Here is a 21,995-nt window from a genome sequence, read left to right as displayed (position 1 = left end):
CGACCGAGGGATGAGGATCCTGCTCGTCGAGGATGACCCGGCGCTGGGCCGCGCGGTGCGCGAACACCTGACGCTGGCCGGGCACGCGGTTGACCTCGTGGGAAGCCGGGCCGATGCCGAGGCGGCGCTGCGCGCCCCCGGCCACTGCCTGGTGCTGCTCGATGTGGGGTTGCCGGACGGCAACGGTCTGGATGTGCTGCGCGCGCTGCGCGACCGCGGCGACTGGCGCCCCGTCATCGTGCTGACCGCGCGCGACCAGATCTCCGACCGCATCGAGGGCCTCAAGGCGGGCGCCGACGACTACCTGGTGAAGCCCTTCGACCTGGGCGAGTTGCTGGCGCGGGTGCAGGCCGTGACGCGGCGCGCGGGCACCCATCCCGACCGCGCCTTCCGCGCCGGCGAGGTGGTGCTGGACCTGGAGGACCGGCGGGCCAGCGTGGCGGGGGAGGAGGTGACGCTGACGGCGCGCGAATGGGCGATCCTGGAGCGGCTGCTGCAGCGTCCCGGCGCGGCCGTATCCCGCGAGCAGATCGAGGAGGCGATCTACCGCTACGGCGCGGAGGTCGAGAGCAACGCGGTGGAGGTCTATATCAGCCGCATCCGCCGCAAGCTCGGCCCGGGGCTGATCGACACGCTGCGCGGCGTCGGCTACCGCGCCCGCGCATGAGGCGCCTGTTGCGCGCGGCCTGGCCGCGCAGCATGGCCGGGCGGCTCGGTGTCTCGCTGGCGGCAGGCCTGCTGCTGCTCTGGGTGCTTTCCGCCATCTCGGCGAGCCTCGTGGTCGTGCGCGAGATGAACGAGGTGTTCGACAGCATCCTGTCCGAGCATGCGCAGATCATGCTGCCGGACCTCATGCGGCGCTATGGCGGGGAGCTTGACGGGGTCGGGCCGCATCCGGTCGTGATCACCGACGCGACGCCCCATGACGAATACATCACCTGGCGGCTCTACGCCGCGGATGGCCGGCTGATGATGCGCTCGCATGGCGCAGCCGAGGCGCCGCCGCCGCCGGTCGGCTTCACCACGATCGCCGGCGCGCGGCTCTACAGCGAGCCGAGCACGGACGGCCGCTACGTCATCACCCTGGCGGAGCCGCCCGACCACCGCCTGCACACCATCCGCCCGACCCTGGTGCGGCTGCTCGCGCCGCTGCTCGCACTGGTGCTTGCGGCGCTGGTGCTGGTTCCGCTGGCTGTCAGGCGCGGCTTCGCGCCGGTGCGCAGCCTGCAGGCGGAGATCGAGCGGCGCGGCGGCGCCAACCTCGACCCGCTGCCGATCGGGCATCTGCCCGCGGAGCTCGCCTCGATCGGCGACGACGTGAACCAGCTGCTGCAGCGGCTGCGCCAGGCGCTGGAAGCGGAGCGCAGCTTCAGCGCCAATGCCGCGCATGAGTTGCGCACGCCCGTGGCGGCCGGCCTCGCGCAGGCGCAGCTGCTGGCCGCCCATCTGCCACCGGACGGCCATGCGCGCCGCGAGGCCGAGGAGCTGGCCGCCAGCCTCGGGCGGCTCGGCGCACGGCTCGAGAAGCTGCTGCAGTTGGCGCGGGCCGAGGCCGGCGTCGCGCAGCGCCGCGAGCGGGTGGACCTGATGATGGCGCTGGATCTGCTGGTGGAGGAGTTCCGCGCCCGGCCCGGCGTCGGCACGCGGCTGCGCCTTGACGATGGCGGCCTGGCGGAGCTGCCGGTGCTGGCCGACCTCGACGCACTGGCGATCGCGCTGCGGAACCTGATCGAGAACGCGCTGCGCCACGGTTCGCCGGAGTCGGCGGTGGAGGTCGCGGTCACTGCAGAGGGCGTGGTGCGCGTGACCAATGCCGGGCCGGTCGTTCCGCCGGAGCGGCTTGCCATCCTGCACCGGCGCTTCGTGTCCTATGGCGGCAAGGGCTCGGGCCTAGGCCTGTCCATCGTGCACACCATCGCCGAGCAGCTGGGCGCCGGTCTTGCGCTGCATTCGCCGGCGCGCGGGCGGTCGGACGGCTTCGAAGCGGAGCTGACGCTGGCCCGCGCCACGGCGCAGGAGCGGGGCCTCACCCGGCCGTCGTGACGCCGGCCAGCTCCTCGGCACCCGTCATCCGCAGCCGGAACTGCGCCGCCTTCTGGATGTGCGCGCGCACGGCCCGCGCGGCCTCTTCCGGGTCGCGCTCCGCGATGGCGCGCAGCACCCGCTCATGCTCCTCCACGACCTCGGCGGCACGCCCCGGCAGGGCATAGGTGGTGCCGGGCAGCAGCGCCATGAAATCGGTCATGGCGGCGATGGCATGGCTGAGGAAGGAGTTCCGCGCCGCGCGGTAGATGCCTTCGTGGAAGCGGCGGTTGAGATGGGCGGCGCGCGCGGAATCCCCGGCGGCGGTCCGCATCTGCTCGAGCAGGTCGGACAGCTCCGCGATGTCGAGCGCGGTGGCGTGCAGCGCGGCCATCTCGGCCGCCGCGCCCTCGATCGCCATGCGGAACTGGTAGAGCTCGCGCACCCGATCCTGGTCCAGCCGCGCCACCGCCAGGCCGCGCCCCGGCACGTCCTCCACCAGGCGGTCGGCCTCGAGCCGGCGGATCGCCTCGCGCACCGGCGTGCGGCTCGTGTCGAGCGCGGCCGCCAACTGCGTCTCGCGCAGGCGCTGACCCGGACGGTAGGCGCCGGCGCGGATGCCCGCCCGCAGGTGGCGATAGACGCGCTCGGCCCGCGAGAGGCCTGCATCCTCCGGCCCGGCCTCGATGGGCGCGTCAGTCCCGCCGCGGGATGGCGCGGTCACGGCAGGAAGAGCCCGCCATTCACATGGATGCTCTGGCCCGTGATGAAGGAGGACGCTGGCCGGCACAGCAGGCGCACAACTTCCGCGACGTCCTCCGGCACGCCCTCGCGGCCGACGAGCGGCATCCCGGCGATGCCCTTGCCTGCCGTCGCCGCGCGCTTGCCGCCGATCTTGCCGGGGATGACGCAGTTCACCGTGATGCCCTGCGCGGCGAATTCCACCGCCAGCGCGCGCGTGAAGCCGATCAGCCCTTCCTTCGCGGTGCCGACATGCGCGCGCTCCTTCGCGCCGAGATGGGCGGAGACGCCGCCCATGCTGACGATCCGTCCGTAGCCGCGCGGGGCCATCCGCCGCAGCGCGGCGCGGGAAGCGAGGAAGGCGCCGTCCAGGATGACCCCGGTGATCTGCTTCCACTCGGCGTAGCTCATCTCGGTGAAGTGCGCCTCGGCGCGCAGCGCGGCGTTGTTCACCAGGATATCGATCCGGCCGAAGGCGCGGTCGATCTCCGCGAACATCGCCTCCACGCCGGCTTCGTCGGTGATGTCGCAGAGATGCACCAGGGCACGGCGGCCCAGCGCCTCCACCTCCCGCGCGACCGCCTCGGCCTCCTCGCGCGAGTTGCGCGCGTGCAGCACGATGTCGGCGCCTTCCTCGGCGAGCGCGAGGGCGCAGGCGCGGCCGATGCGGCGCACGCCGCCGGTGATCAGCGCGACATGCCCGAGCATGGGGGTGGTGGTCATGGGTGGCTCTCCGGCGAGGCGATCAGGTGCAACAGGGGGCGGAGGTCGCGCGCGCGACGGCCTTCCAGGCCGCGCACCGCCTCGACCAGCGTGGCGGCGCGGGCATCGCCGAGCAGCGGCGCGCAGAGATCGAGCGCCTTCGCCTCGACCTCCGCCTCCGTCATCGGGTTCTCCGGCGTGCCGCGCACGGCCACGGCATGGTGGCGCTTGCGCGTGCCGCCCGCGAAGACGATCTCCACGATCGCCTGGCGGGCCGGCACGGCAAGGGTGAGCTCCGGGCTCGGCACCAGCGTCATGCGGCCGCGCAGCGCGCGCACCGCGGGGTCCTGCATCCGGTCCACGTCATGCGCGGCGGCGAAGCTGGCGCCGCCGTCCAGCAGCACGATGGCCGCCATGTGCTGCACGCAGACATCCGGCATGGCGCGGTCGTTGACGATGTGGATGCGGTCGTCGGGCATGGTGATGGTGACCGCCTCGATGGTGTCGGGCGATTGCGGCGCGCCGCCGGTGATCGCGACGATCGCATCCAGCACCGCCTGGATCGGGCTGCCGACGCACCACTTCTTGATGGAGGCGCGCATGATCTCGAAGCGCGTGCCGAGGCCGTCTACCAGCGCCGCACGATCGGGCTTCTCGGCGAAGGCGGCGAAGAGGTTGTGCGGCCCGCCCAGCGGATCCTCGACGCCGGTGAAGCCCGAAGCGACCATCAGCGCGCCAAGGGTGCCGTTGCGCGCCGGCATGGCGGCGAAGTCGAAGGCCTTTTCCACATGGTGCGCGTCGCGGTTCCAGAAGGGGATGCCGCTGGCCTGCTGCGCCGAGTAGGACAGCATGTGCCGCACCTGGCGCTCGTCGAAGCCGAGCAGCGCCGCGCAGGCGGCCGCCGCGCCGAAGGCGGGGCCGATGCTGTGCGTGCTGTGCTTCGCCTTGGCCGGCGGCGGGAAGCCGAGGGCGAGGTTGACGCGCACGCAGACATCGTAGCCGAGCGCGATGGCCCGCAGCAGCGCCCCACCGTCCGCATCCACGCGTTCCGCGACAGCGAGCGCGGCGGGCACGATCGCGCAGCCGGGATGGCAGCGCCCGGCGAGGTGGCTGTCGTCGGTCTCGTCGCCATGCGCGGCCATGGCGTTGGCGAAGGCGGCCTGCGCGGCGGGCAGCAGCGCACCGGCGCCGACCGCCAGCGCCTCCGCCGCGCCACCGGTCGAAGCCGCGAAGCGCGCCCCGAGCAGCCCGGCCGGCAGCTGCGTGCCGGAGACGATGGCGCCGAGCGTATCGAGCAGGTGCAGCCGCGTCTTGCGCGCGACCTCCTCCGGCAGCGGGCGCGTGCCGGCCGCGGCGATGTGGCCGGCCAGCGCGACGATCTCGTCCGACAGCGGCTGCGAGGCCGATGCGGCCATGATGCTTCCCTTTCCCTACACCCAGCCCAGGCCGCGCAGCACCAGCATGGCGCCCCCGGTCAGGATCGCCGCTTCCAGGATGGTGCCGTGCAGCGACACGCTCATGCGGTCGCTGAGCCAGCGCGCGGTCATCACGCCGGGGATGGCGATCAGCCCGATCACCAGCGCGAACACCCACGACGCCGCCGGCAGCTCGCCCAACGCCTGGAACGTCGCGACCTTCACCAGGCCCACCACCAGCGAGATCGCGGCATCGGTCGCGACGACCGATTGCGGCGCAAGCCCGATCGCGGCGAGTGCCGCCGTCAGCACCACGCCCCCGCCCGGCGTGCCGCCGGTGACGAGGCCGAAGACGACACCGAGGAGCACGATGCCGAGCGTGCCGATGTTGAGCCGTCTTCCCCGCAGCCAGCGCCGCAGCGGCACCGTGGCGAACAGCGTCGCGCCGAGCAGCAGCGCCACCTGCGGCCCGCTCAGCAGCGTGAACAGCCAGGCGCCGACGAAGCAGGACGGGATCGCCGCCAGCGTCAGCGGCAGCACCGGCCGCCACTCCACGCGATCGCGGAAGATCACCAGCCGCGACCCGTTGTTGAACAGTCCCGACACCGCGAGGATCGGGATCGCCGCCGCCGCGCCGACCACCGGAACCAGGGCGATCGGCATCAGCAGGTTGGTGCCGTAGCCGGCCAGGCCGCCGACGATCGCCGTCCCGTAGGCGGCGACGCCGACGCCCAGCGCGGCCAGCGGCTCGATCAAGGTCAGCGCGCCAGCCGCACGCCGCCGGTCTGCAGCACGTCTCGCAACTGCACCTGGTAGTCCCGGAAGAAGGCGGCGGTGTCCGCAGGCGAGAGGAAGGCGCTCTGCAGCTGGTTGTCCTCGACATACTTGGCCCAGGCCGGCCCTTCCGACATGCGGCGGAACAGATCGCCGTAGAAGGCGACCGCCTCCTCCGGGATGCCGGGCGGCGCCACCAGGCCGCGGGCCTGGATGACGTCGTTGATCGGGAAGCCGGCCTCGGCGAGCGTCGGCACGTCCGGCAGCAGCGGCAGGCGGGTCGCCGTCGCGGTGGCCAGGATGCGCAGCCGGCCGGCGCGCACCTGCTCGCGGATCTCGGCGGGCTCGGCGATCATCATGTCCACATGGCCGCCGAGCAGCGCGGACATCCGCTCGCCGCCCGAGGGGAAGGAGATGAAGGCCCAGCGTGCGCCGGTATGCGCCATCAGCAACTGCCGCACCAGCGCGTCGCGCGCGGTGGGCGAGCCGCCGGACTGGCGCACCTGGCCAGGGCGTGCCTTCGCCGCCTCGATGAAGTCCGCAAGGCTGCGATAGGGCGAATCGCCGCGCACGATGACGACTGCGGGCTCGATGGCGACGCGCGCGATCGCGGTCATGTCGGTGACCTGGGACCGCGCCTCGGCCTGCACCAGCGGCAGCGACATCCAGAGGCTGGTCCACACGCCGACCACATGCGGGTCGCCGCGCCGTTCCATGATGTAGTTCATCGCCGTGGCGCCGCCGCCGCCGACGCGGTTGGCGACCTGCATGCGACCCTCGTAGATCTTGTCCTGCTCGATGGCGGAAATCAGCGCGCGGGCGAAGACATCCGGGCCGCTGCCCGGGCCGTTATGCGCCACGAACTCGATCGGACGCGAGGGCGTCCAGGCGGCACGCGCCGGCCGGACGAGGCCGGCGAGCGCGAGCGTGCCCCCGGCGGCGAGAAGATGACGACGCTGCATGTGGTCCTCCCTTGGCATTGCAGTCATGCTGTTGCACCCGCCCGCCGCCGGCGCAGCAGCCGGCCGAGCAGCGGCGAGATCAGGACGAGCACGGCGAGCCCGAGCATCACGGCCGAAAGCGGTCGCTCCACCAGGATCGCCGGATCGCCCATGGACATCGTGAGCGACTGGCGCACAGCGCGCTCCATCGCGTCGCCGAGCACGAAGCCGAGGATCAGCGGCGCGGGCGGGAAGCCGAACTGCGCCATGACGTAGCCGAGCAGCCCGAAGCCCGCGAGCAGCATCAGGTTCATCGGGTTGTCGGAGACGCCGAAGGCGCCGACCAGCGCCAGGCCGAAGATCAGCGGGAACAGCACATAGACCGGAATGCGCAGGATCTGCGCGAAAAGCGGCACAAGCGGCAGGTTCATCACCAGCAGCATCACGCTGCCGATGTAGAGGCTGGCGATCAGGCCCCAGAAGACCTCCGGGCTCTCCGTCATCATCAGCGGCCCGGGCTTCACGCCCCAGACCACCAGCGCCGAGAGCAGGATCGCCGTGCTGCCGCCGCCCGGGATGCCGAGCGTCAGCAGCGGCACCATCGCACCGCCGGAATCGGCGTTGTTCGCACCCTCCGGCGCGGCGACGCCCTCGGGCACGCCGGTGCCGAACTTCTCGGGGTGGCGGGAGACCGCCTTCTCCACGCCATAGGCGATGAAGGATGCGATCGCAGAGCCCGCGCCCGGCAGCACGCCGACGATGAAGCCGGTGACCGAGCCGTTGAGGAAGGCGAAGCGACAGGCCTTCAGCTCCGCCCAGGAGGGCATCAGCTCGCGCAGCCGGTTCGGCACCGGGATCGGCGTGTTCTCCTCCCGCGCGCGGATGCTCTCCATCACGCCGGCGATGGCGAAGACGCCGACCGCGATGACCATGAAGTCGATGCCGCCAAGCAGGAAGGAGGATCCGAAGGTGAAGCGGCTCTGCGAGGTGAAGAGGTCGGTGCCGATGCTGGTCAGCCACAGCCCGAAGAGCAGCGACAGCAGCGCCTTCAGGAGCGACGACCCGCCAAGCACCACGACCAGCGAGAGGCCGAGGACCATCAGCGCAAAATACTCGGGCGAGGAGAAGCTGAGCGCGAACTCCGCGATGGGCGGCGCGAGCAGCGTCAGCGCCACGATGCCGAAGGTTCCCGCGACGAAGGAGGCGATCGCCGCGATCCCGAGCGCCGCCCCGCCGCGCCCCTTCCGCGCCATCTGGTAGCCGTCGAGGCAGGTGACGACGGAAGACGCCTCGCCCGGGATGTTCAGCAGGATCGAGGTGGTGGAGCCGCCGTATTTCGCGCCGAAATAGATGCCCGCCAGCATGATGACCCCGCCGGTCGGATCCATGCCGAAGGTCAGCGGCAGCAGCAGCGCGATGGTCGCCGCGGGGCCGAGGCCGGGCAGCACGCCGACGATGGTGCCGAGGAAGCAGCCGACGAAGCACCAGAACAGGTTGACCGGCTGCAGCGCGACGGCGAAGCCATGCCCGAGGGCTGCGAAGGTCTCCATCGCTCAGAAGCCCCAAGGGCCGGCCGGCAGGCCGACACCCATCAGCCGCTCGAAGACCAGCCAGAAGACGGCGGCGGCGGAGAACCCGACCACCGCGCCACGCACCCAGCCGCGCTCGAAGACGAAAACCACGACGAAGGCGGAGAGCAGGGCGAAGCCGGCGACGAAGCCGATCCACTGCATCACGAAGGCCGCGCCCGCGAAGGCCGCCCAGGTTGCGAGCGCGCGCCAGTGGCCGCCGGGATCCGCTTCCTCTTCGGCGGGGCGCGGCTGCAGCAGCGCGCGCAGCACCAGAAGGGCGGAGAGCGCCACCATCAGCGTCCCGTAGCCGAGCGGGAAGAAGCCCGGCCCCGGTCCGTCCTCGGTCAGGATGTCCCATCCGAGCGCCCGCCAGGCGACGTAGCCGCCGAGCCCGGCCAGGACGACGCCGGCCAGCACGTCGCGGTCCAAGCGGCGGGCCATGTTCAGGCGCAGAGCGCGAGCAGGTCGCGGATGTCCGCGGCCTCGTCGAGCGTCCAGACCCGCGCCGCGACGGCGCGCGCGCGATCCTCGCCGAGCGCTTCCGTCGCATTGCCCAGGAACTTGCGCTCCAGTGCGGCGTCCGACATCGAGTTGTCCACCGTGCCGGAGGCGTGGGCGACGGGCGATTCGAAGCGGCGCCCGTCGGTGGCGACCAGCGTCGCATGCGCCTGGTCCTTGCGGAACGTCTCGACGGTGCGAACCTCGATCTTCGGCCGGAAGGCGAGCACATCAGCCGCGCCAGCGCGCGCATCGCTGTACTGCGCGATGCCCGCCGTGCCGTCGAGATAGGCGACGGATGCCGAGTGGTTGATGCTGAACTTCGACATCAGTCCCGATTTCGGATCGTCCACCCCGGTGATCTTCACCGCATGCGGATGCACCTGAAGTTCCACGCGCGCGACCTGCGCGGCCGGGATGCCGGCGCTGTCGTGCAGCGCGATCATGGCGTCGATCAGTGGGTGCAGCACGATGCCGCAGGCATAGGGCTTGTAGCCGTTGCGCGCGATCTCGAAGCGCTCGCCGAGGCCATCCGTGATGCGCTCCGGCGCCGAGCTCGTGCTGTAGATGCGGATGAAGCCGCGCTTGCCTTCCAGGATCTCGTCGGAGCTGTTGAAGCCGCGCGCGGCCAGCAGCGCCGCGAGCGCGCCGGAGGCCGCCGCCTTGCCGGCATGGAACGACTTGCACATCGTGCCGCGGTTCTGCTGCATGCCGGCGGCCTGCGTCGTCGCAATGCCGATCGCATGCGTCACCTGCGTTGCATCCAGCCCGAGCAGCCGCGCACTGCCGGCCCCGGCTGCGATTGCGCCGAGCGTGCCCGTCAGGTGCCATCCGCCGTCGTGATGCGCGGGCGCCCCCTGCCCGGCGCGCACCCCGGCCTCGAAGCCGGCGACATAGGCCGTGACCAGGTCGCGCCCGCTCACCGGACGGTGCTCGGCCAGCGCCAGCAGCGCGGCCAGCAGCGGGGAGGAGGTGTGCAGCACGACGCCGCCCATATGCGTGTCGTCGAAGTCCAGCAGATGGCCCATCTGGCCGTTCGCCACCGGCGCATCCAGCAGCCCGAGCCGTTTCCCGCCCTGGCCGCCCTGACCCAGCACGGTCGCGACCGCGGGCGAGCCCGTCGCTTCGAAAGTGTCCAGAAGGATGCGGATGGTGGGATGCCGGCTTGCCGCGAGCGCGCAGCCGATCCAGTCCAGCACCCCGCGCCGCGCCTCATGCACCACGGCCGGCGGCAGATCCTCGAAACGCAGCCCGGCGATGAAGCCGCCGAGCGCCCTTGTCACGCCGAGCCCGAGTGCGGCGACGCCATATTCCGTCCTGGCGCCACGCTCCGTCTGCGCCGCAGTGCTGGACATGCGGTTTCCCCCTTCCGGGCGCGGTCGTGTCGTCGCGCTCCGGGGGTCTTTTAGCGCAATTGTGTGCGGCTGCATACAGACCTGCCCGCGTGCCGCGGCGGCCGCCGCGCTCTCGTCGGCGCTACAGCGCGCCGCTGGCCAGCGCGTGCTCCACCCCGCCGAGGATGTGCTCGGCGAGGACCTTGCGCGCGGCCGCCGCATCCCGCCGCAACGCGCAGTCGCGCAGCGCCTGGTGCTCGCGCATGGCGATGTCGCCGCGGAAGCCGAGGGCCAGGTTCTGGTAGCGCAGGTAGCGGTCGAACACGGCCGCATGGGTCGCCATCAGCGTGCGGGAGCCGCAGGCGGAGATGAGCGTCTGGTGGAATTGCGAATCGAAGCGACGCCAGGGCTCGATGGCGCCGTCGTCGCCTCCACGCAGCTTATCCTCCATCTGCGACAGCTTGTGATGAACAGCGACGATGCGCGCCTCCCACTCCACGTCGCCGGCGCGGAAGGCGTGTTCGAGCGCATGGCCCTCCAGCAGCCGCCGCAGGCCGGCGAGTTCGCGCAGGTCCGTCGCCGAGAAGGGCGCCACCTCGAAGCCGCGCTGGCCCTCGGCGAGGATCAGCCGCTCGGCGGCCAGCCGGCTCAGCGCTTCCCGCAGCGTGCTGATGCCGGCGCCGTAAAGGTCGCGCAGCCTGTCGAGCTTCAGCTTGCGCCCGGGTGCCAGCACGCCGGAAAGGATGTCCGCGCGGATCAGCCGATAGGCGCGCTCGCCGGCCTGCTCGGATGCCGCTTGCATGTCGGTGCGGCTCGGGGACGCGCTCATGGGCGGGCGACGCGTCGCGGAACACCGGCGCCGGTCGGCGTCCGCCGCCTTCGGCCGCCCGAAAAGGGCGCAAGGGCGCCGCTTCGGATGACGTGATCCACGCAGCCCTGCACATGGTCCTCCAACACGCGGCAGGCGCCCGCGCTGTCGCGCGCCAGGGCGCAGGCGAGCAGCGCGGCATGCTGGTCGGCCGCGACGGCGCCGCGGAACACCACCGCGACCATCTGGTAGCGCAGGAACAGGTCGTAGGCCGCCGCGTAGGTGTCGAGCAGTGCCGTGGAGCCGCAGGCGGCGATCAGCAGCGCGTGGAACTCGCGGTCATGCCGCTTCCACAGGGCGGGATCGGTGGACTCGCCCGCCAGCAGGCGCCGCTCCAGCACCGCCAGTTTGTGATGTGCGCCGACGACCTGCCCTTCCCAGTCCAGGTCGCCGGCGGCGAAGGACAGCGCGATGGCGTGGCGTTCCAGAAGCAGGCGCAGCGCCGCAACCTCGCGGAATTCCTGGGGGGATACCGGCGCCACCGCGAATCCGCGCTGTCCTTCGGCCACCACGAGTCCTTCGGAGACCAGCCGGTTCAGCACCTCGCGCAGCGTGCCGATGCCGACGCCGTAGATGCGGCGCAACCCGTCGAGCCCGAGCTTGCTGCCCGGCGCCAGGCGCCCGAGCACGACATCGGCGCGGATGCGGCGATACGCCGCCTCGCTGCTGCTGCCGACTTCTTGCGCCGGATGGCCGTCCTGCCGTGCGGGCAAGCGATGTTTCCTCCTGTTTCGCCGGGCGGGCGGCGCCCGGTTCATCCAACGAATTGCAAAATAGCGGACATTCCCTGGAATGACTATTGATCACGCGATCCGCTGCGACTAGCGTCCGCGGCAGTCGCCCGGCCGCGCTGCCGGCGCGACCAAGCATGTCTCGCAAGGGGAGGACGCGCATGCGAGCGCTCATCGGACGTCGTGCAGCCATCACGGGCGCGGCGGCGCTTGCGGCAGGGGCCGCGCTGCCGGCCGGCGCCCAGGCGCGCCGTCGCCTGCGCTTCGCCGCCGTCTTCTCGGACCAGGACATCCGCGCCGAGGCGATGCGCGGCTTTGCAACCGACCTGCAGGGCGAGTTCGAGGTCGAGCTGCATCTCAACGCCTCGCTCTTCCGCCAGGGCACGGAGCTGGTCGCGCTGCAGCGCGGCAACCTGGAGATGGCCAACATCGCGCCGCAGGATTTCTCGCGGCAGATCCCCGCCTGGTCCGTGATGACCTCGGCCTACCTGTTCCGCGACGCCGATCACATGCGCAAGGTCTTCGCCGGCGACGTGGGCGCCGACTTCAAGAAGATGGTGCGCGACCAGCTGAACGTGCAGATCCTCGGCCCGCTCTACTTCGGCACGCGGCACGTGAACCTGAAGCCGCGCAAGCGCATCGCCACGCCGGCGGACATGGCCGGGATGAAGCTACGCATGCCGCCGGGCGAGGCGTGGCAGTTCCTGGGCGAGGCGCTCGGCGCCAACCCGACGCCGGTCGCCTTCGCCGAACTCTACACGGCGCTGCAGACCGGCGCGGTGGACGGGCAGGACAACCCGCTGCCGACCAGCCGCACCATGCGCTTCTACGAGGTCACGACGCAGTTCGTGCTGACCAGCCACCTCGTCGCCTACGACCTGCTCTCCGTCTCCGCCCGCTTCTGGGACGGGCTCGCCCCCGCGCAGCAGCAGGCGCTGCAGGCCGCGGCGGACAAGGCGATCGACCTCAGCACGCGGCGCCATCTCGAGCAGGAGCAGGAGATGGTGACCTTCTTCCGCGGCCAGGGCCTCGAGGTCTACGCGCCGAACGTCGATGCCTTCCGGGCGGAGGCGCAGCGCCGCTACCTGGCCTCGTCCCTGTCGCAGAGCTGGCCGCGCGGCATCCTCGAGCGCATCAACGCGGTCCGCTGACGCCACCCGACCCGGAGCGCCGCCGGCGTTCCGGGTCGCGCCGTTCCCCGGGGCGCGCCGATGACCTCCCTTGCAAGACGCGTCCTCGCCTGGGGCCGCCGGCGCGCCGAGGACGTGCTCGCCGCGCTGCTGGCGGCGATGTTCATCGCCTTCGTCGTCCAGATCTTCATGCGCTATGCGATGAACGCCCCGGTCGGCTGGACGACCGAGGTTTCCACGCTCGCCTGGTTCTGGGGCATCCTGTGGGGAGCGGCCCTGGTCCTCACCGAGGAGGAGGAGATCCGCTTCGACCTGATCCACGGCGCCGTGCCCGCGGGCGTGCGCCGCCTGTTCGATGCGATCACCGGCGCGGTCGTGGTGGCGGTGTTCGCCTGGTCGCTGCCGGCCGTCTACGACTACGTCACCTTCATGAAGGTGGAGCGCTCCACCTATCTCGCCATCCGGATGGACCTGCTCTTCTCCGTCTATCTGGTCTTCGCGGTCGCCATGATCATTCGCCATGGCTGGATCGTCTGGCGCGCCGTCACCGGCAGGGCGCGTGCCACGGGTGCGGGCGCGTGAGCCTCGACAGCCCCTTCGCGCTCGCCCTGATGGCGATCATCGGCCTGTCGCTGCTCGGCCTGCCGATCGGCCTGTCCATGATCACCGGCTCGATCATCTACCTCGCCGCCTCGGGGCAGGACATGTCCATCGCGGCGGAGCAGCTGCTGAACGGGCTGAACGGCAGCTACATCCTGCTGGCCGTTCCGCTGTTCATCTTCTCCGCGGGTCTGATGAACGCCGGCACCATGACCGACCGTCTGCTGCGCTTCTGCAACCTGCTCGTCGGCCGTTTCCGCGGCGGCCTCGGCCATGTGAACGTGGTGCAGAGCGTGATCTTCGCCGGCATGTCGGGCTCCGCCATCGCGGACGCCGCGGGCAGCGGCAAGATCCTGATCGACATGATGAAGCGCGGCGGCGCCTATCCGGCGAGCTATGCCGGCGCGATCACCGCGGCGACGGCGGTGATCGGCCCGATCATCCCGCCATCCATCCCCATGGTGCTCTACGCGCTGATCTCGGATTCCTCGATCGGCTACCTGTTCCTCGGCGGCGTCGTGCCAGGCCTGCTGATGGCGTTGGCGATGATGGGCATCAACAGCTGGATGGCGCACCGGCACGGCTTCCCGGTGGCCGAGCGCGTGCCGCTGCGCGAACTGCCGCGCCTGACCTGGGAAGCCCTTCCGGCGCTGCTGATGCCGGCGATCCTGCTGGGCGGCATCTATGGCGGGGTGATGACGCCGACCGAGGCGGCCGCCGTCGCCGCCGCCTATGCCTTCCTCGTCTCGACCCTGCTGTATCGCAGCATCTCGGCGCGCGAGGTGTATCGAACGGTGCTGGGCAGCGCGCGATCCACCGCCGCGATCGGCATGCTGATCGCCGGCGCGCTGGCCTTCAACTACGTGATCGCGAGCGAGAACATCCCCGCCGCGGTGCGCAACCTGCTAGCGGGATGGGAGATGGCGGACTGGCAGTTCCTGCTGGCGGTGAACCTTCTGCTGCTGGTGCTGGGCTGCCTGCTGGAAGGCAGCACGATCCTGCTGGTCGTGGTGCCGGTGCTGATCCCGACCGCGCAGGCGCTGGGCGTGGACATGGTGCATTTCGGCGTCGTCGTGGTGGTGAACCTGATGATCGGTCTCATCACGCCGCCCTACGGCCTGCTGCTGTTCATCGTCGCCAAGCTGTCCGACAGCACGCTCGGCGCCGTGGTGCGCGACACGCTGCCCTTCATCGCCGCCCTGCTCGCCGCGCTGATGCTGATCACTTTCGTGCCGGAGCTGGTGCTCTGGCTGCCGCGGCAGCTCGGCTACCAGGGCTGACGGCCGCCCCCCGCCTTCGCCCGCATGCCGACGAGGTAGCCTCATGACCCGAGCCATCCATATGCTGAACGGCCCCAACCTCAATCGCCTCGGCAAGCGCGAGCCCGAGATCTACGGCCGCACGACCTTGGTCGAAATCGAGGCGATGTGCCGACATGCGGCCGGCGACGACACGATCGTGTTCCGCCAGACCAACTACGAAGGCCAGCTGGTCGAGTGGATCCACGAGGCGACCGACCAGGAGGTCGCGGGCATCGTCATCAACCCGGCCGGCCTGACCTTCAGCTCCATCCCGCTGCTCGACGCGCTCAAGATGTTCAAGGGCCCGGTGATCGAGCTGCATATCTCCAACATCCACCGACGGGAGCCGATCTATCATCGCTCGCTCGTCTCTCCGGTCGCCACCGCGGTCATCGCGGGGCTCGGCGCACGCGGCTACCCGACTGCGATCCGCGCGCTGCGCGAGATACTCGACGACGCGGCGGCGGGCTGAGCGGAATGGTGCAGCGCGCGATGCGTGCCCAGCGGCAGCGCTCCGTACTGCTCGGGCTGATCGGCAGCGGCATCCAGGCCTCCCTGACGCCTGCCATGCACGAACGCGAGGGCGAGGTTCAGGGGCTGCGCCTGGTCTACCGGCTGATCGATCTCGACCGGCTCCGCCTGGGGCCGGACTCGCTCGACGCGCTGCTGACCGCCGCGGAATGGATGGGCTTCGCGGGGCTCAACATCACCTATCCCTGCAAGCAGGCCGTGATCCCGTTGCTGCACGAGCTGTCCCGTGATGCGGAGGCGCTCGGGGCGGTGAACACGGTGGTTCTGCGAGAGGGCCGCAGGATCGGGCACAACACCGATTGCTCGGGCTTCGCGGAGGGCTTCCGTCGTGGATTGCCGGACGCGGCGCGCGGTGCGGTGGTGCAGCTCGGCGCCGGCGGCGCCGGCGCCGCGGTCGCCCACGCGCTACTCGGCGCGGGCATCGCCCGGCTCAGCCTGCACGACGTGGAGGCTTCGCGCGCGGAAGCCTTGGCTGCCAGCCTCTGCACGCGCTTCGGCGCCGGCCGCGCAGAGGCCGCGGCCGACCTCGGCGCCAGCCTGGCCGCCGCGGACGGGCTGGTGAACTGCACGCCCGTCGGGATGGCGAAGTTGCCCGGCATGCCGTTGGATCCCGGCCTGCTGCGCCCCTCGCTCTGGGTGGCCGAGATCATCTATTTCCCCATGGAGACCGAGCTGCTGCGCGCCGCGCGCCGGATCGGGTGCCGCACGCTCGACGGCAGCGGCATGGCCGTCTTCCAGGCCGTGGGCGCGTTCCGCCTCTTCACCGGGCTGGAGGCGGATGCCGACCGGATGATGGCGCATTTCAAGGAGATGGCCGGCACCGCCTGACGCGACCGGTGCCGCCGCCACTTCCGGCCCTGCACGCTGCGCGCTACAGCACGCCGGCCAGCAGCAGGAGGCATCATGCGCGATCTCGTCGGTCGCGGAGGGTCGGACCCTGACATCGCCTGGCCGAACGGCGCCCGGCTTGCCGTCTCGGTCGTGGTGAACTTCGAGGAAGGCGCCGAGCAGCAGGTTGGAGACGGCGACCCACAGAGCGAGCGAATCGGCGAGGTGATCAGCGTCGTCGAGCCCGGCGTGCGCGACCTCGGGCAGGAGCAGATCTTCGCCTATGGCATGCGCGCCGGGCTCTGGCGCATGCTGGACGCGCTCGACCGGCACCGCATCCGCGCGACCTTCCTGATGTGCGGCCGCGCCGTGGAGCGCGCGCCCCGGCAGGCGCGCGAGGTGGTGGCGCGCGGGCATGAGGCCGCCGTGCATGGCTGGCGCTGGCGCCCGCATGCCGACTACCGCGACCGGGCGGAGGAAGCGCACGATCTCGATCGCTGCATCGACGCGATCGACGCGGCCTGCGGCGTGCGGCCCGCCGGCTTCTTCTGCCGCGGCAGCGAGAGCGCCTGGACGCGCGCGCTGCTGGAGGAACGCGGCTTCCTCTACACATCCAACGCCTTCGACGACGACCTGCCCTATCGCGACCGGGCACATCGCGGCCTGGTCGTGCTGCCCTATGCGCTGGACAGCAACGACATGAAGTTCTTCCACCCGAACGGCTTCGTCCGCGCGCGGGAGATGGTGGAGTATGTCGAGGACGCGCTGGCCACGCTGCTGGCCGAGGCGGAGCGCGGCAAGCCGCGGCTGCTCAACATCGGCTACCACCTCCGCATCGCCGGGCGCCCTGGCCGCTTCCCCGCCTTCGAGGGCGTGCTCGAAAAGCTCGCCGCGCTCGGCGACCGCATCTGGGTGGCGCGGCGCGACGAGATCGCGCGCGCCTGGATCGCCGCGGGGGGTTAGCGTCGCCCGCTCGGCCGGTAGTGCGGATCGTCGCCGAGCCCGTCCAGCCATCCGTCGTAGAAGGCGCTGACATGCGGGAAGACCGCGCGTGCCAGGTCCCGCCGCGCCTCCTCCTCCGCCGTCAGCGGACGGGCCATCCGCGCGGCGATCTCGGCGAGCACGGCGTCACGATCCACGCGCGTGAACCGGCCGTCGCGATACACCACCTCGCCGCCCACCAGCACGGTCTTCACCGCATCCGTCTTCGCCCGCTGCACCAGCACATCGACCAGCGGGATGTCGGGGCTCTGCCAGGGCCGCGTCACGCGCGGCCAGTCGAACAGCACGGCATCGGCATGGCAGCCGACGGAAAGCCGCCCGATCGTCGCACCGAAGGGCGTGGTGCCGGCGCCGTGCTCGGTCGCCATGCGCAGCACCTGCGCCGGCGAGGGATGCGGCGCGTGGATCCCGGGCTCGCGGTGCATACGTAGGGCCAGGCGCATCTCCTGCAGCATGTCGCGGTCGTCGTTGATGCCGGCCTCGTCCATGCCGAGCGCAACGGGGATCCCCGCCGCGAGGAAGCGGTTCACCGGCGCGGTCCCGGATTTCAGGCGCAGGTTGGAGGAGCAGTTGTGGCAGATGCGCGTGCCCGCATGCGCGCAGAGCTCGATGTCGGCCTCCGTCATCCAGACGCCGTGGCCGATCGTGAGCCGCGGTCCCGTCAGGCCGAGCCGATGCAGGAAGGCCAGCGCCGATCCACCCGTCCGCCGCTTCGCATAGGCTTTCTGGTAGGGCGTCTCCAGCAGGTGCATGTGCATCGGCAGGTCGTGCTTCGCCGACAGCTCCGCCGCCGCGCCCAGCGCCGCATCCGAAAGCCAGTGCAGGTTCGCCGGCGCGACCTGCACGGCGATGCGCGGATCGCCCGCGGCCAGCGCGCGGATGTCCTCGAACAGCGCCACCTGCTCGGACAGCGGCAGGGTGAAGCGCGCGAAATAGTCGCGCATCGCGGGTTGCAGCGCCTCCGGCAGGCGCGCGGTGAAGGCGGCGTCATCCTCGTACACCAGCCGGTTCTGGTCGCGCAGCGCCATGGAGTAGGAGGCGCGCATGCCCACCTCGCGATACGCGCCGATCACGCCCTGCGCCGCCGCCAGGATCCGCTCCGGCCCGCCCGGCGCGCGACTGTGCAGGTGCTGCACGGTGGTGACGCCGGAGGCGATCATCTCGAAGGCGGAGAACAGCGTGTCGAGGCGCAGATCCACGTCGCGCAGCGCCAGCCGGCTCGCGAACCACAGCTCCAGCGGATGATCCGGCGAGCCGAGTTGCAGCGGCGTCAGCCCGACATGGTGATGCGCGTTGACGAGACCCGGGATGACGACCGTGTCGGCGTCGCCGACCACCTGCGCGCCGGGATGCCGGGCGGCGAGCTCGACGAAGGGCGCGATGGCGGCGACACGCCCTGCCGCGACGGCGAGCCCGGCGTCGCGGTGCAGGATGGGCGAGTCGTCCGGCCCGAAGCTTTCCAGCAGCGCCGCACCGCGCAGGATGAGAGAGACCGGCTCGTCTGCCGTCGTTCCGGGCATGGTTGGCACGCTCCTGCTCGCCTCGCAGGCAAGGGCGCGCCCGGCGGCGCCGTGCGAGGCAGGCGCATGCTTGCGCCGGCGCAAACGGGATGACAAGAATGACAGGATGACGCGCGGGCGTTTCACCCTGAATCGGAGCAAGCCAAGCGGACGGCGCCGCCGTGCCCGCGCTTGGTCCGCGCCGTCCCGTTCCTGCCGTGCCTATGTGGCACTGATCGCCGCCTCCCGCCGAACGGCCTGATGACGTTGCCGGGCCGTCGGGCCCGGACGATGCCGCGCGCCTGCGCGGCGCCGACACGTCGTCACCGCAGGAGGTTCCGATGTCCGTCTCCCGTCGTTCGCTTGCCCGCCTCGGCGCCGCCGCCGCGGGCCTTCTCGCCGTCTCCCGCCTCGTCCACGCCCAGGCCGCACGCGAGCTGGTGATCGTCACCTATCCCGGCCGCCTCTCCGAGCCGCATCGCTGGCTCGCCGACCGGATGGAGGCCCGGCATCGCGGCCTGCGCATCCGGCTCGTTCCCTCCGACAGCCAGGACATCGTCGCGCAGATCAAGGCAGCGCAGGGCCATTCGCCCTTCGACGCCATGCCGAACGACGAGCCGCCGCACATCACGGCGATGACCGAGGGCTACATCGCACGGCGCAGCGACGCCGCGCTCGCCAACCTGGGCAACGTCTTCCCCGATCTTCTCGCGCGATCCGGCGGCTTCGGCGTGCCGGCGACCTATTCGCTGGTCGGCATCGCCTACAACAGCCAGATGGTGCGCAACGCGCCAACCAGCTGGGCCGATCTCTGGCGACCCGAGTACCGCGGCAAGGTCGGCATCGCGCGCACCTCCTCCAATCTCGGCCTGGCGACGCTCGCCATCGCCGCCAAGACGCATGGTGGCAGCGAGCGAAACCTCGACGTGGGCTGGGAGAAGCTGCGCGAGCTGCAGCCGCGCGCCGCGCGCTCGCCGGCCATCCTGACGCAGATGCTGGAACGCGAGGAGATCGCGATCGCCCCGCTCTGGAACAACAACACGGCCTCGGCCGCCGACAAGGGCCTGCCGATCCGCTTCCTGATGCCCGCGCCCGGCGCGATCGCGATCCTCTCCTTCTTCTCCGCCATCGCGCAGACGCGGCATCCGGACCTCGTGAACGAGTGGCTCGATGGCATCCTTTCCGCCGAGTACCAGGCCCGCGCCGCCGGGGCGCCGTATTTCTTCGGCCCGACCGTGCGCGGCGTGACGGTGCCGGAGGCCGCGCGGCCCTACACCCCCTCGACGCCGGCCGAGGTGCTGGCCCTGCAGACCATCGACTGGGGCGCGATCGCGCCGCAGCGCGGCGGCCTGGTCGAGCGATTCGACCGCGTCTTCGCCGGCTGAACCAACAAGGAGGCATCCGAACATGACCACGCTTCTCGGCCGCCGCTCGCTCGGCGGTCTCGCCCTGGCCGCGCTCGCCACGCCGCAGGTCGCGCGCGCGCAATCGCGCGAACTCGTCATCGTCTCCTTCGCGGGCCAGCTGCAGGAGCCGCACCAGTGGCTCGCGCGCCGGATGGAGGCGCGCCACCCCGGCCTGCGCATCCGCCTGGTGCCGAGCGAGGCGCAGGACATCGTCGCGCAGATCAAGGCCGCGCAGGGCCATTCGCCCTTCGACGCCATGCCGAATGGCGAGCCGCCGCACCTGATCGCCCAGCGCGAGGGCTACATCACGCGCCTCGATCCGGCGAAGGTGCCGAATGCGGCCAATGTCGTGCCGGAGTTCATGGCGAAGTCCGGCGGCTTCGGCGTGCCGGCGAGCTATTCGCTGGTGGGCATCGCCTGGAACACTCGCGTGGTGCGGCGCGAGCCTACCTCCTGGGAGGATCTCTGGCACGCCGACTACCGCGGCAAGGTCGCGATCCCGCGCGCCTCCTCCAACCTCGGCCTCGCGGTCCTGGCGATCATCGCCAAGGTGTTCGGCGGGTCCGAGGACAACCTCGCGCCGGCCTGGGAGAGGCTGGCCGCGCTGCGCCCGGTGGTCGGCCGCTCGCCCACCGCCCTGCTGCAGCTGCTCGAGCGCGAGGAGATCGGCGTCGCGCCGATCTGGAACAACGATGTCGCCGGCGCGGCCGCGCGGGGGCTGCCGATCCGCTTCATCCAGCCCGCGCCCGGCCCGGTTTCGCTGCTCTCCTTCATGTCGGAGATCGCCAACACACGGCATCCCGAGCTGGTGCATGAGTGGATGAACGAGATCCTGTCGCCCGAGTACCAGCAGCGCGCGGCGAACGAGCCTTACTTCTTCGGGCCAACGGTGCGCGGCGTGGCGGTGCCGGACGCGGCGAAGCCCTACACGCCCTCGACTCCGGCGGAGGTTGCGCGGCTGCAGTCCGTGGACTGGTCCAAGATCGCTCCGGTGCGCGGCCGCATCCTGGAACAGTTCGACAGGACCTTCAGCTGACAATGCAGGGACCGATGCGCGCCGACATGGCGCGCCAGCCTGAGGTGATCGCGGGCCTGCTGGCCCGCGCGCCGGAGTTCCTCGCCGCCGGTGCGACGCTCGCACCAGGCGCGGGCGGGCGCCTGTTCGTGGCAGGCTGCGGCGACGGGGCCTTTGCCGCCGAAGCGGCGGCGGAGTTCGCGCGCGAGCTCGGCCTGGACTGGCGCCCGCTCGGCGCGCTCGACCTGCTGCTGTCGGCGCGTCGGTTGGCGGCGGCGGATCGCGTGATCGCCATCTCGATGTCCGGCAATGTGGATCGCACCGTTGCCGCCGCAGAGGCTGCTTCGGGGATGGGCGCGCGACTGCTCGCGCTGGTCAACGGCAAGGGCGGGCGGTTGGGCGAGGTCGCCGGTGCCCGCATCTCGCTCGACATCGCCGACATCGCGCCCTTCCTCTGCGGCACGTCGAGCTACACGGCGACGGTCGCCGCGCTGATGCTGCTGGCAGCCGGCGCGGCCGGGCGACCGGAGGCGGCGGAGGCGCTGCACGCCGCGCTGCCGGCCATCCGCGCCGCCATCGCCTTCGAAGTGACGGAAGCCGTACCGAGCGGCGTGCGCCTGCTCTCGGCCGGCGCCGATGCCGGCACGGTGCGGTACGGCGCGGCGAAGCTGGTGGAACTCACCGGCGTGCCGGCCTGGTCCGCCGATCTCGAGGAATTCGCCCATAGCCAGTACTGGGCGACCCCGGTGACGGACCTCATTGTCGTCGTCGCCGCCGAGCCAGCGCTCGCTCGTCTCGCGACGGAAAGCTGCGAGGCGCTGGCCGAACTCGGCATGCGCTGCCTCGCGATGGACACCGAAGCGACGCCCGTGGCCACGGCCACACGACGGTGGACGCTGCCCGCCATCCCGCCGGCGCTCGCGCCGCTCGCCACCGCGATCCCGCTGCAGGCGCTGGCGCATGGGCTGGCGCGGGCCGGCGGGCTCGATCCCGACACGCGCACGCATCTGAAGGGCGACGCGGCGCGTTTCCGCGTCAGCCGGATGCTGACCCGCCGCTCCCTGATCGGCACGGGCCAGTGATCGC

Annotated in this window: 22 protein-coding genes; 11 read left to right on the top strand and 11 right to left on the bottom strand. The window is 71.6% G+C overall.

Translation table 11 applies throughout. The features are described 5' to 3' along the window. The first annotated feature begins 10 nt into the window (after positions 1–10). Together DFH01_RS06990 and DFH01_RS06985 are read left to right on the top strand one after the other, a co-directional pair. Positions 11–667 (top strand): response regulator transcription factor, encoded by a 657-nt coding sequence (locus DFH01_RS06990; RefSeq protein ID WP_109869604.1) that lies wholly within the window; start codon positions 11–13, stop codon positions 665–667. After that, a complete protein-coding gene (locus DFH01_RS06985) occupies positions 664–2,043 on the top strand; it encodes a sensor histidine kinase (protein WP_109869603.1) in 1,380 nt (459 codons plus the stop codon). The genes DFH01_RS06990 and DFH01_RS06985 overlap by 4 nt, the downstream gene beginning before the upstream one ends. On the opposite strand, the gene DFH01_RS06980 is transcribed toward DFH01_RS06985, so the two are convergent. The 10 genes from DFH01_RS06980 to DFH01_RS06935 all read right to left on the bottom strand — a co-directional run bounded on the left by DFH01_RS06980 (position 2,027) and on the right by DFH01_RS06935 (position 11,579). Beyond that, a complete protein-coding gene (locus tag DFH01_RS06980; RefSeq protein ID WP_158287642.1) occupies positions 2,027–2,746 on the bottom strand; it encodes a GntR family transcriptional regulator in 720 nt (239 codons plus the stop codon). The genes DFH01_RS06985 and DFH01_RS06980 overlap by 17 nt on opposite strands. Continuing rightward, positions 2,743–3,486: an SDR family NAD(P)-dependent oxidoreductase gene (locus tag DFH01_RS06975; protein WP_109869601.1), complete on the bottom strand. Its 744-nt coding sequence runs from the start codon at positions 3,484–3,486 to the stop codon at positions 2,743–2,745. Before DFH01_RS06975 ends, DFH01_RS06980 begins: the two co-directional genes overlap by 4 nt. Continuing rightward, complete coding sequence (locus DFH01_RS06970; RefSeq protein WP_109869600.1) at positions 3,483–4,880, bottom strand: MmgE/PrpD family protein; 1,398 nt, start codon at positions 4,878–4,880, stop codon at positions 3,483–3,485. The genes DFH01_RS06975 and DFH01_RS06970 overlap by 4 nt, the downstream gene beginning before the upstream one ends. 15 nt (positions 4,881–4,895) lie before the next feature. Beyond that, entirely contained in the window at positions 4,896–5,636 is a 741-nt protein-coding gene (locus DFH01_RS06965) for a sulfite exporter TauE/SafE family protein (protein WP_158287641.1), read from the bottom strand. 2 nt (positions 5,637–5,638) lie between these two features. Further along, on the bottom strand, positions 5,639–6,616 hold the full coding sequence (locus tag DFH01_RS06960; RefSeq protein WP_158287640.1) for a Bug family tripartite tricarboxylate transporter substrate binding protein: 978 nt from the start codon (positions 6,614–6,616) through the stop codon (positions 5,639–5,641). A 23-nt stretch (positions 6,617–6,639) separates the two neighbouring features. After that, complete coding sequence (locus DFH01_RS06955) at positions 6,640–8,145, bottom strand: tripartite tricarboxylate transporter permease (protein ID WP_109869598.1); 1,506 nt, start codon at positions 8,143–8,145, stop codon at positions 6,640–6,642. 3 nt (positions 8,146–8,148) lie between these two features. Then, positions 8,149–8,607 (bottom strand): tripartite tricarboxylate transporter TctB family protein, encoded by a 459-nt coding sequence (locus tag DFH01_RS06950; protein WP_109869597.1) that lies wholly within the window; start codon positions 8,605–8,607, stop codon positions 8,149–8,151. A gap of 2 nt (positions 8,608–8,609) precedes the next feature. Then, positions 8,610–10,019: an MmgE/PrpD family protein gene (locus DFH01_RS06945; protein WP_158287639.1), complete on the bottom strand. Its 1,410-nt coding sequence runs from the start codon at positions 10,017–10,019 to the stop codon at positions 8,610–8,612. A gap of 121 nt (positions 10,020–10,140) precedes the next feature. Further along, entirely contained in the window at positions 10,141–10,800 is a 660-nt protein-coding gene (locus DFH01_RS06940; protein ID WP_109869595.1) for a GntR family transcriptional regulator, read from the bottom strand. A gap of 23 nt (positions 10,801–10,823) precedes the next feature. Then, positions 10,824–11,579, bottom strand: a complete 756-nt coding sequence (locus DFH01_RS06935) for a GntR family transcriptional regulator (protein WP_233255993.1) — start codon at positions 11,577–11,579, stop codon at positions 10,824–10,826. A gap of 179 nt (positions 11,580–11,758) precedes the next feature. On the opposite strand from DFH01_RS06935, the gene dctP reads away from it, so the two are divergent. The 6 genes from dctP to DFH01_RS06905 all read left to right on the top strand — a co-directional run bounded on the left by dctP (position 11,759) and on the right by DFH01_RS06905 (position 16,950). After that, positions 11,759–12,748 carry a TRAP transporter substrate-binding protein DctP gene (dctP, locus tag DFH01_RS06930; protein ID WP_109869593.1) on the top strand — a complete coding sequence of 330 codons (990 nt, stop codon included), beginning with the start codon at positions 11,759–11,761 and terminating at the stop codon, positions 12,746–12,748. Between the two features lie 60 nt (positions 12,749–12,808). Beyond that, on the top strand, positions 12,809–13,309 hold the full coding sequence (locus DFH01_RS06925) for a TRAP transporter small permease (RefSeq protein WP_109869592.1): 501 nt from the start codon (positions 12,809–12,811) through the stop codon (positions 13,307–13,309). Next, on the top strand, positions 13,306–14,607 hold the full coding sequence (locus DFH01_RS06920) for a TRAP transporter large permease (protein ID WP_109869591.1): 1,302 nt from the start codon (positions 13,306–13,308) through the stop codon (positions 14,605–14,607). Before DFH01_RS06925 ends, DFH01_RS06920 begins: the two co-directional genes overlap by 4 nt. 43 nt (positions 14,608–14,650) lie before the next feature. Continuing rightward, a complete protein-coding gene (locus DFH01_RS06915; protein ID WP_109869590.1) occupies positions 14,651–15,100 on the top strand; it encodes a type II 3-dehydroquinate dehydratase in 450 nt (149 codons plus the stop codon). Positions 15,101–15,120: 20 nt separating this feature from the next. After that, a complete protein-coding gene (locus tag DFH01_RS06910) occupies positions 15,121–15,987 on the top strand; it encodes a shikimate dehydrogenase (protein ID WP_109869973.1) in 867 nt (288 codons plus the stop codon). 75 nt (positions 15,988–16,062) lie between these two features. Beyond that, complete coding sequence (locus tag DFH01_RS06905; protein ID WP_199231142.1) at positions 16,063–16,950, top strand: polysaccharide deacetylase family protein; 888 nt, start codon at positions 16,063–16,065, stop codon at positions 16,948–16,950. Here DFH01_RS06905 and DFH01_RS06900 read toward each other — a convergent pair. After that, positions 16,947–18,509 carry an amidohydrolase family protein gene (locus DFH01_RS06900; protein WP_109869588.1) on the bottom strand — a complete coding sequence of 521 codons (1,563 nt, stop codon included), beginning with the start codon at positions 18,507–18,509 and terminating at the stop codon, positions 16,947–16,949. The genes DFH01_RS06905 and DFH01_RS06900 overlap by 4 nt on opposite strands. 320 nt (positions 18,510–18,829) lie before the next feature. Here DFH01_RS06900 and DFH01_RS06895 point away from each other — a divergent pair, with 320 nt between their 5' ends. Genes DFH01_RS06895 through DFH01_RS06885 form a run of 3 tightly spaced genes read left to right on the top strand, consistent with a single transcriptional unit; the run spans position 18,830 to position 21,991 of the window. Beyond that, positions 18,830–19,873 (top strand): extracellular solute-binding protein, encoded by a 1,044-nt coding sequence (locus DFH01_RS06895; RefSeq protein WP_109869587.1) that lies wholly within the window; start codon positions 18,830–18,832, stop codon positions 19,871–19,873. Positions 19,874–19,895: 22 nt separating this feature from the next. Next, a complete protein-coding gene (locus tag DFH01_RS06890; RefSeq protein ID WP_109869586.1) occupies positions 19,896–20,930 on the top strand; it encodes an ABC transporter substrate-binding protein in 1,035 nt (344 codons plus the stop codon). Between the two features lie 26 nt (positions 20,931–20,956). Then, on the top strand, positions 20,957–21,991 hold the full coding sequence (locus tag DFH01_RS06885) for an SIS domain-containing protein (protein ID WP_158287638.1): 1,035 nt from the start codon (positions 20,957–20,959) through the stop codon (positions 21,989–21,991). The last annotated feature ends 4 nt before the right edge of the window (positions 21,992–21,995 follow it).

The organism is Falsiroseomonas bella, assembly GCF_003173615.1.
GTDB classification, from domain to species: Bacteria; Pseudomonadota; Alphaproteobacteria; order Acetobacterales; family Acetobacteraceae; genus Falsiroseomonas; species Falsiroseomonas bella.
Note: the sequence above shows the minus strand (reverse complement) of the source record. Positions and strands in the feature narration are given on the sequence as shown.

Bases quoted from the DNA above. Each gene is read 5' to 3' on its own strand.
- DFH01_RS06990 (WP_109869604.1), top strand. From the start codon at position 11: ATGAGGATCCTGCTCGTCGAGGATGACCCGGCGCTGGGCCGCGCGGTG.
- DFH01_RS06985 (WP_109869603.1), top strand. From the start codon at position 664: ATGAGGCGCCTGTTGCGCGCGGCCTGGCCGCGCAGCATGGCCGGGCGG.
- DFH01_RS06975 (WP_109869601.1), bottom strand. From the start codon at position 3,486: ATGACCACCACCCCCATGCTCGGGCATGTCGCGCTGATCACCGGCGGC.
- DFH01_RS06970 (WP_109869600.1), bottom strand. From the start codon at position 4,880: ATGGCCGCATCGGCCTCGCAGCCGCTGTCGGACGAGATCGTCGCGCTG.
- DFH01_RS06960 (WP_158287640.1), bottom strand. From the start codon at position 6,616: ATGCAGCGTCGTCATCTTCTCGCCGCCGGGGGCACGCTCGCGCTCGCC.
- DFH01_RS06955 (WP_109869598.1), bottom strand. From the start codon at position 8,145: ATGGAGACCTTCGCAGCCCTCGGGCATGGCTTCGCCGTCGCGCTGCAG.
- DFH01_RS06950 (WP_109869597.1), bottom strand. From the start codon at position 8,607: ATGGCCCGCCGCTTGGACCGCGACGTGCTGGCCGGCGTCGTCCTGGCC.
- DFH01_RS06945 (WP_158287639.1), bottom strand. From the start codon at position 10,019: ATGTCCAGCACTGCGGCGCAGACGGAGCGTGGCGCCAGGACGGAATAT.
- DFH01_RS06940 (WP_109869595.1), bottom strand. From the start codon at position 10,800: ATGCAAGCGGCATCCGAGCAGGCCGGCGAGCGCGCCTATCGGCTGATC.
- dctP (WP_109869593.1), top strand. From the start codon at position 11,759: ATGCGAGCGCTCATCGGACGTCGTGCAGCCATCACGGGCGCGGCGGCG.
- DFH01_RS06925 (WP_109869592.1), top strand. From the start codon at position 12,809: ATGACCTCCCTTGCAAGACGCGTCCTCGCCTGGGGCCGCCGGCGCGCC.
- DFH01_RS06915 (WP_109869590.1), top strand. From the start codon at position 14,651: ATGACCCGAGCCATCCATATGCTGAACGGCCCCAACCTCAATCGCCTC.
- DFH01_RS06910 (WP_109869973.1), top strand. From the start codon at position 15,121: ATGCGTGCCCAGCGGCAGCGCTCCGTACTGCTCGGGCTGATCGGCAGC.
- DFH01_RS06905 (WP_199231142.1), top strand. From the start codon at position 16,063: ATGCGCGATCTCGTCGGTCGCGGAGGGTCGGACCCTGACATCGCCTGG.
- DFH01_RS06900 (WP_109869588.1), bottom strand. From the start codon at position 18,509: ATGCCCGGAACGACGGCAGACGAGCCGGTCTCTCTCATCCTGCGCGGT.
- DFH01_RS06895 (WP_109869587.1), top strand. From the start codon at position 18,830: ATGTCCGTCTCCCGTCGTTCGCTTGCCCGCCTCGGCGCCGCCGCCGCG.
- DFH01_RS06890 (WP_109869586.1), top strand. From the start codon at position 19,896: ATGACCACGCTTCTCGGCCGCCGCTCGCTCGGCGGTCTCGCCCTGGCC.
- DFH01_RS06885 (WP_158287638.1), top strand. From the start codon at position 20,957: ATGGCGCGCCAGCCTGAGGTGATCGCGGGCCTGCTGGCCCGCGCGCCG.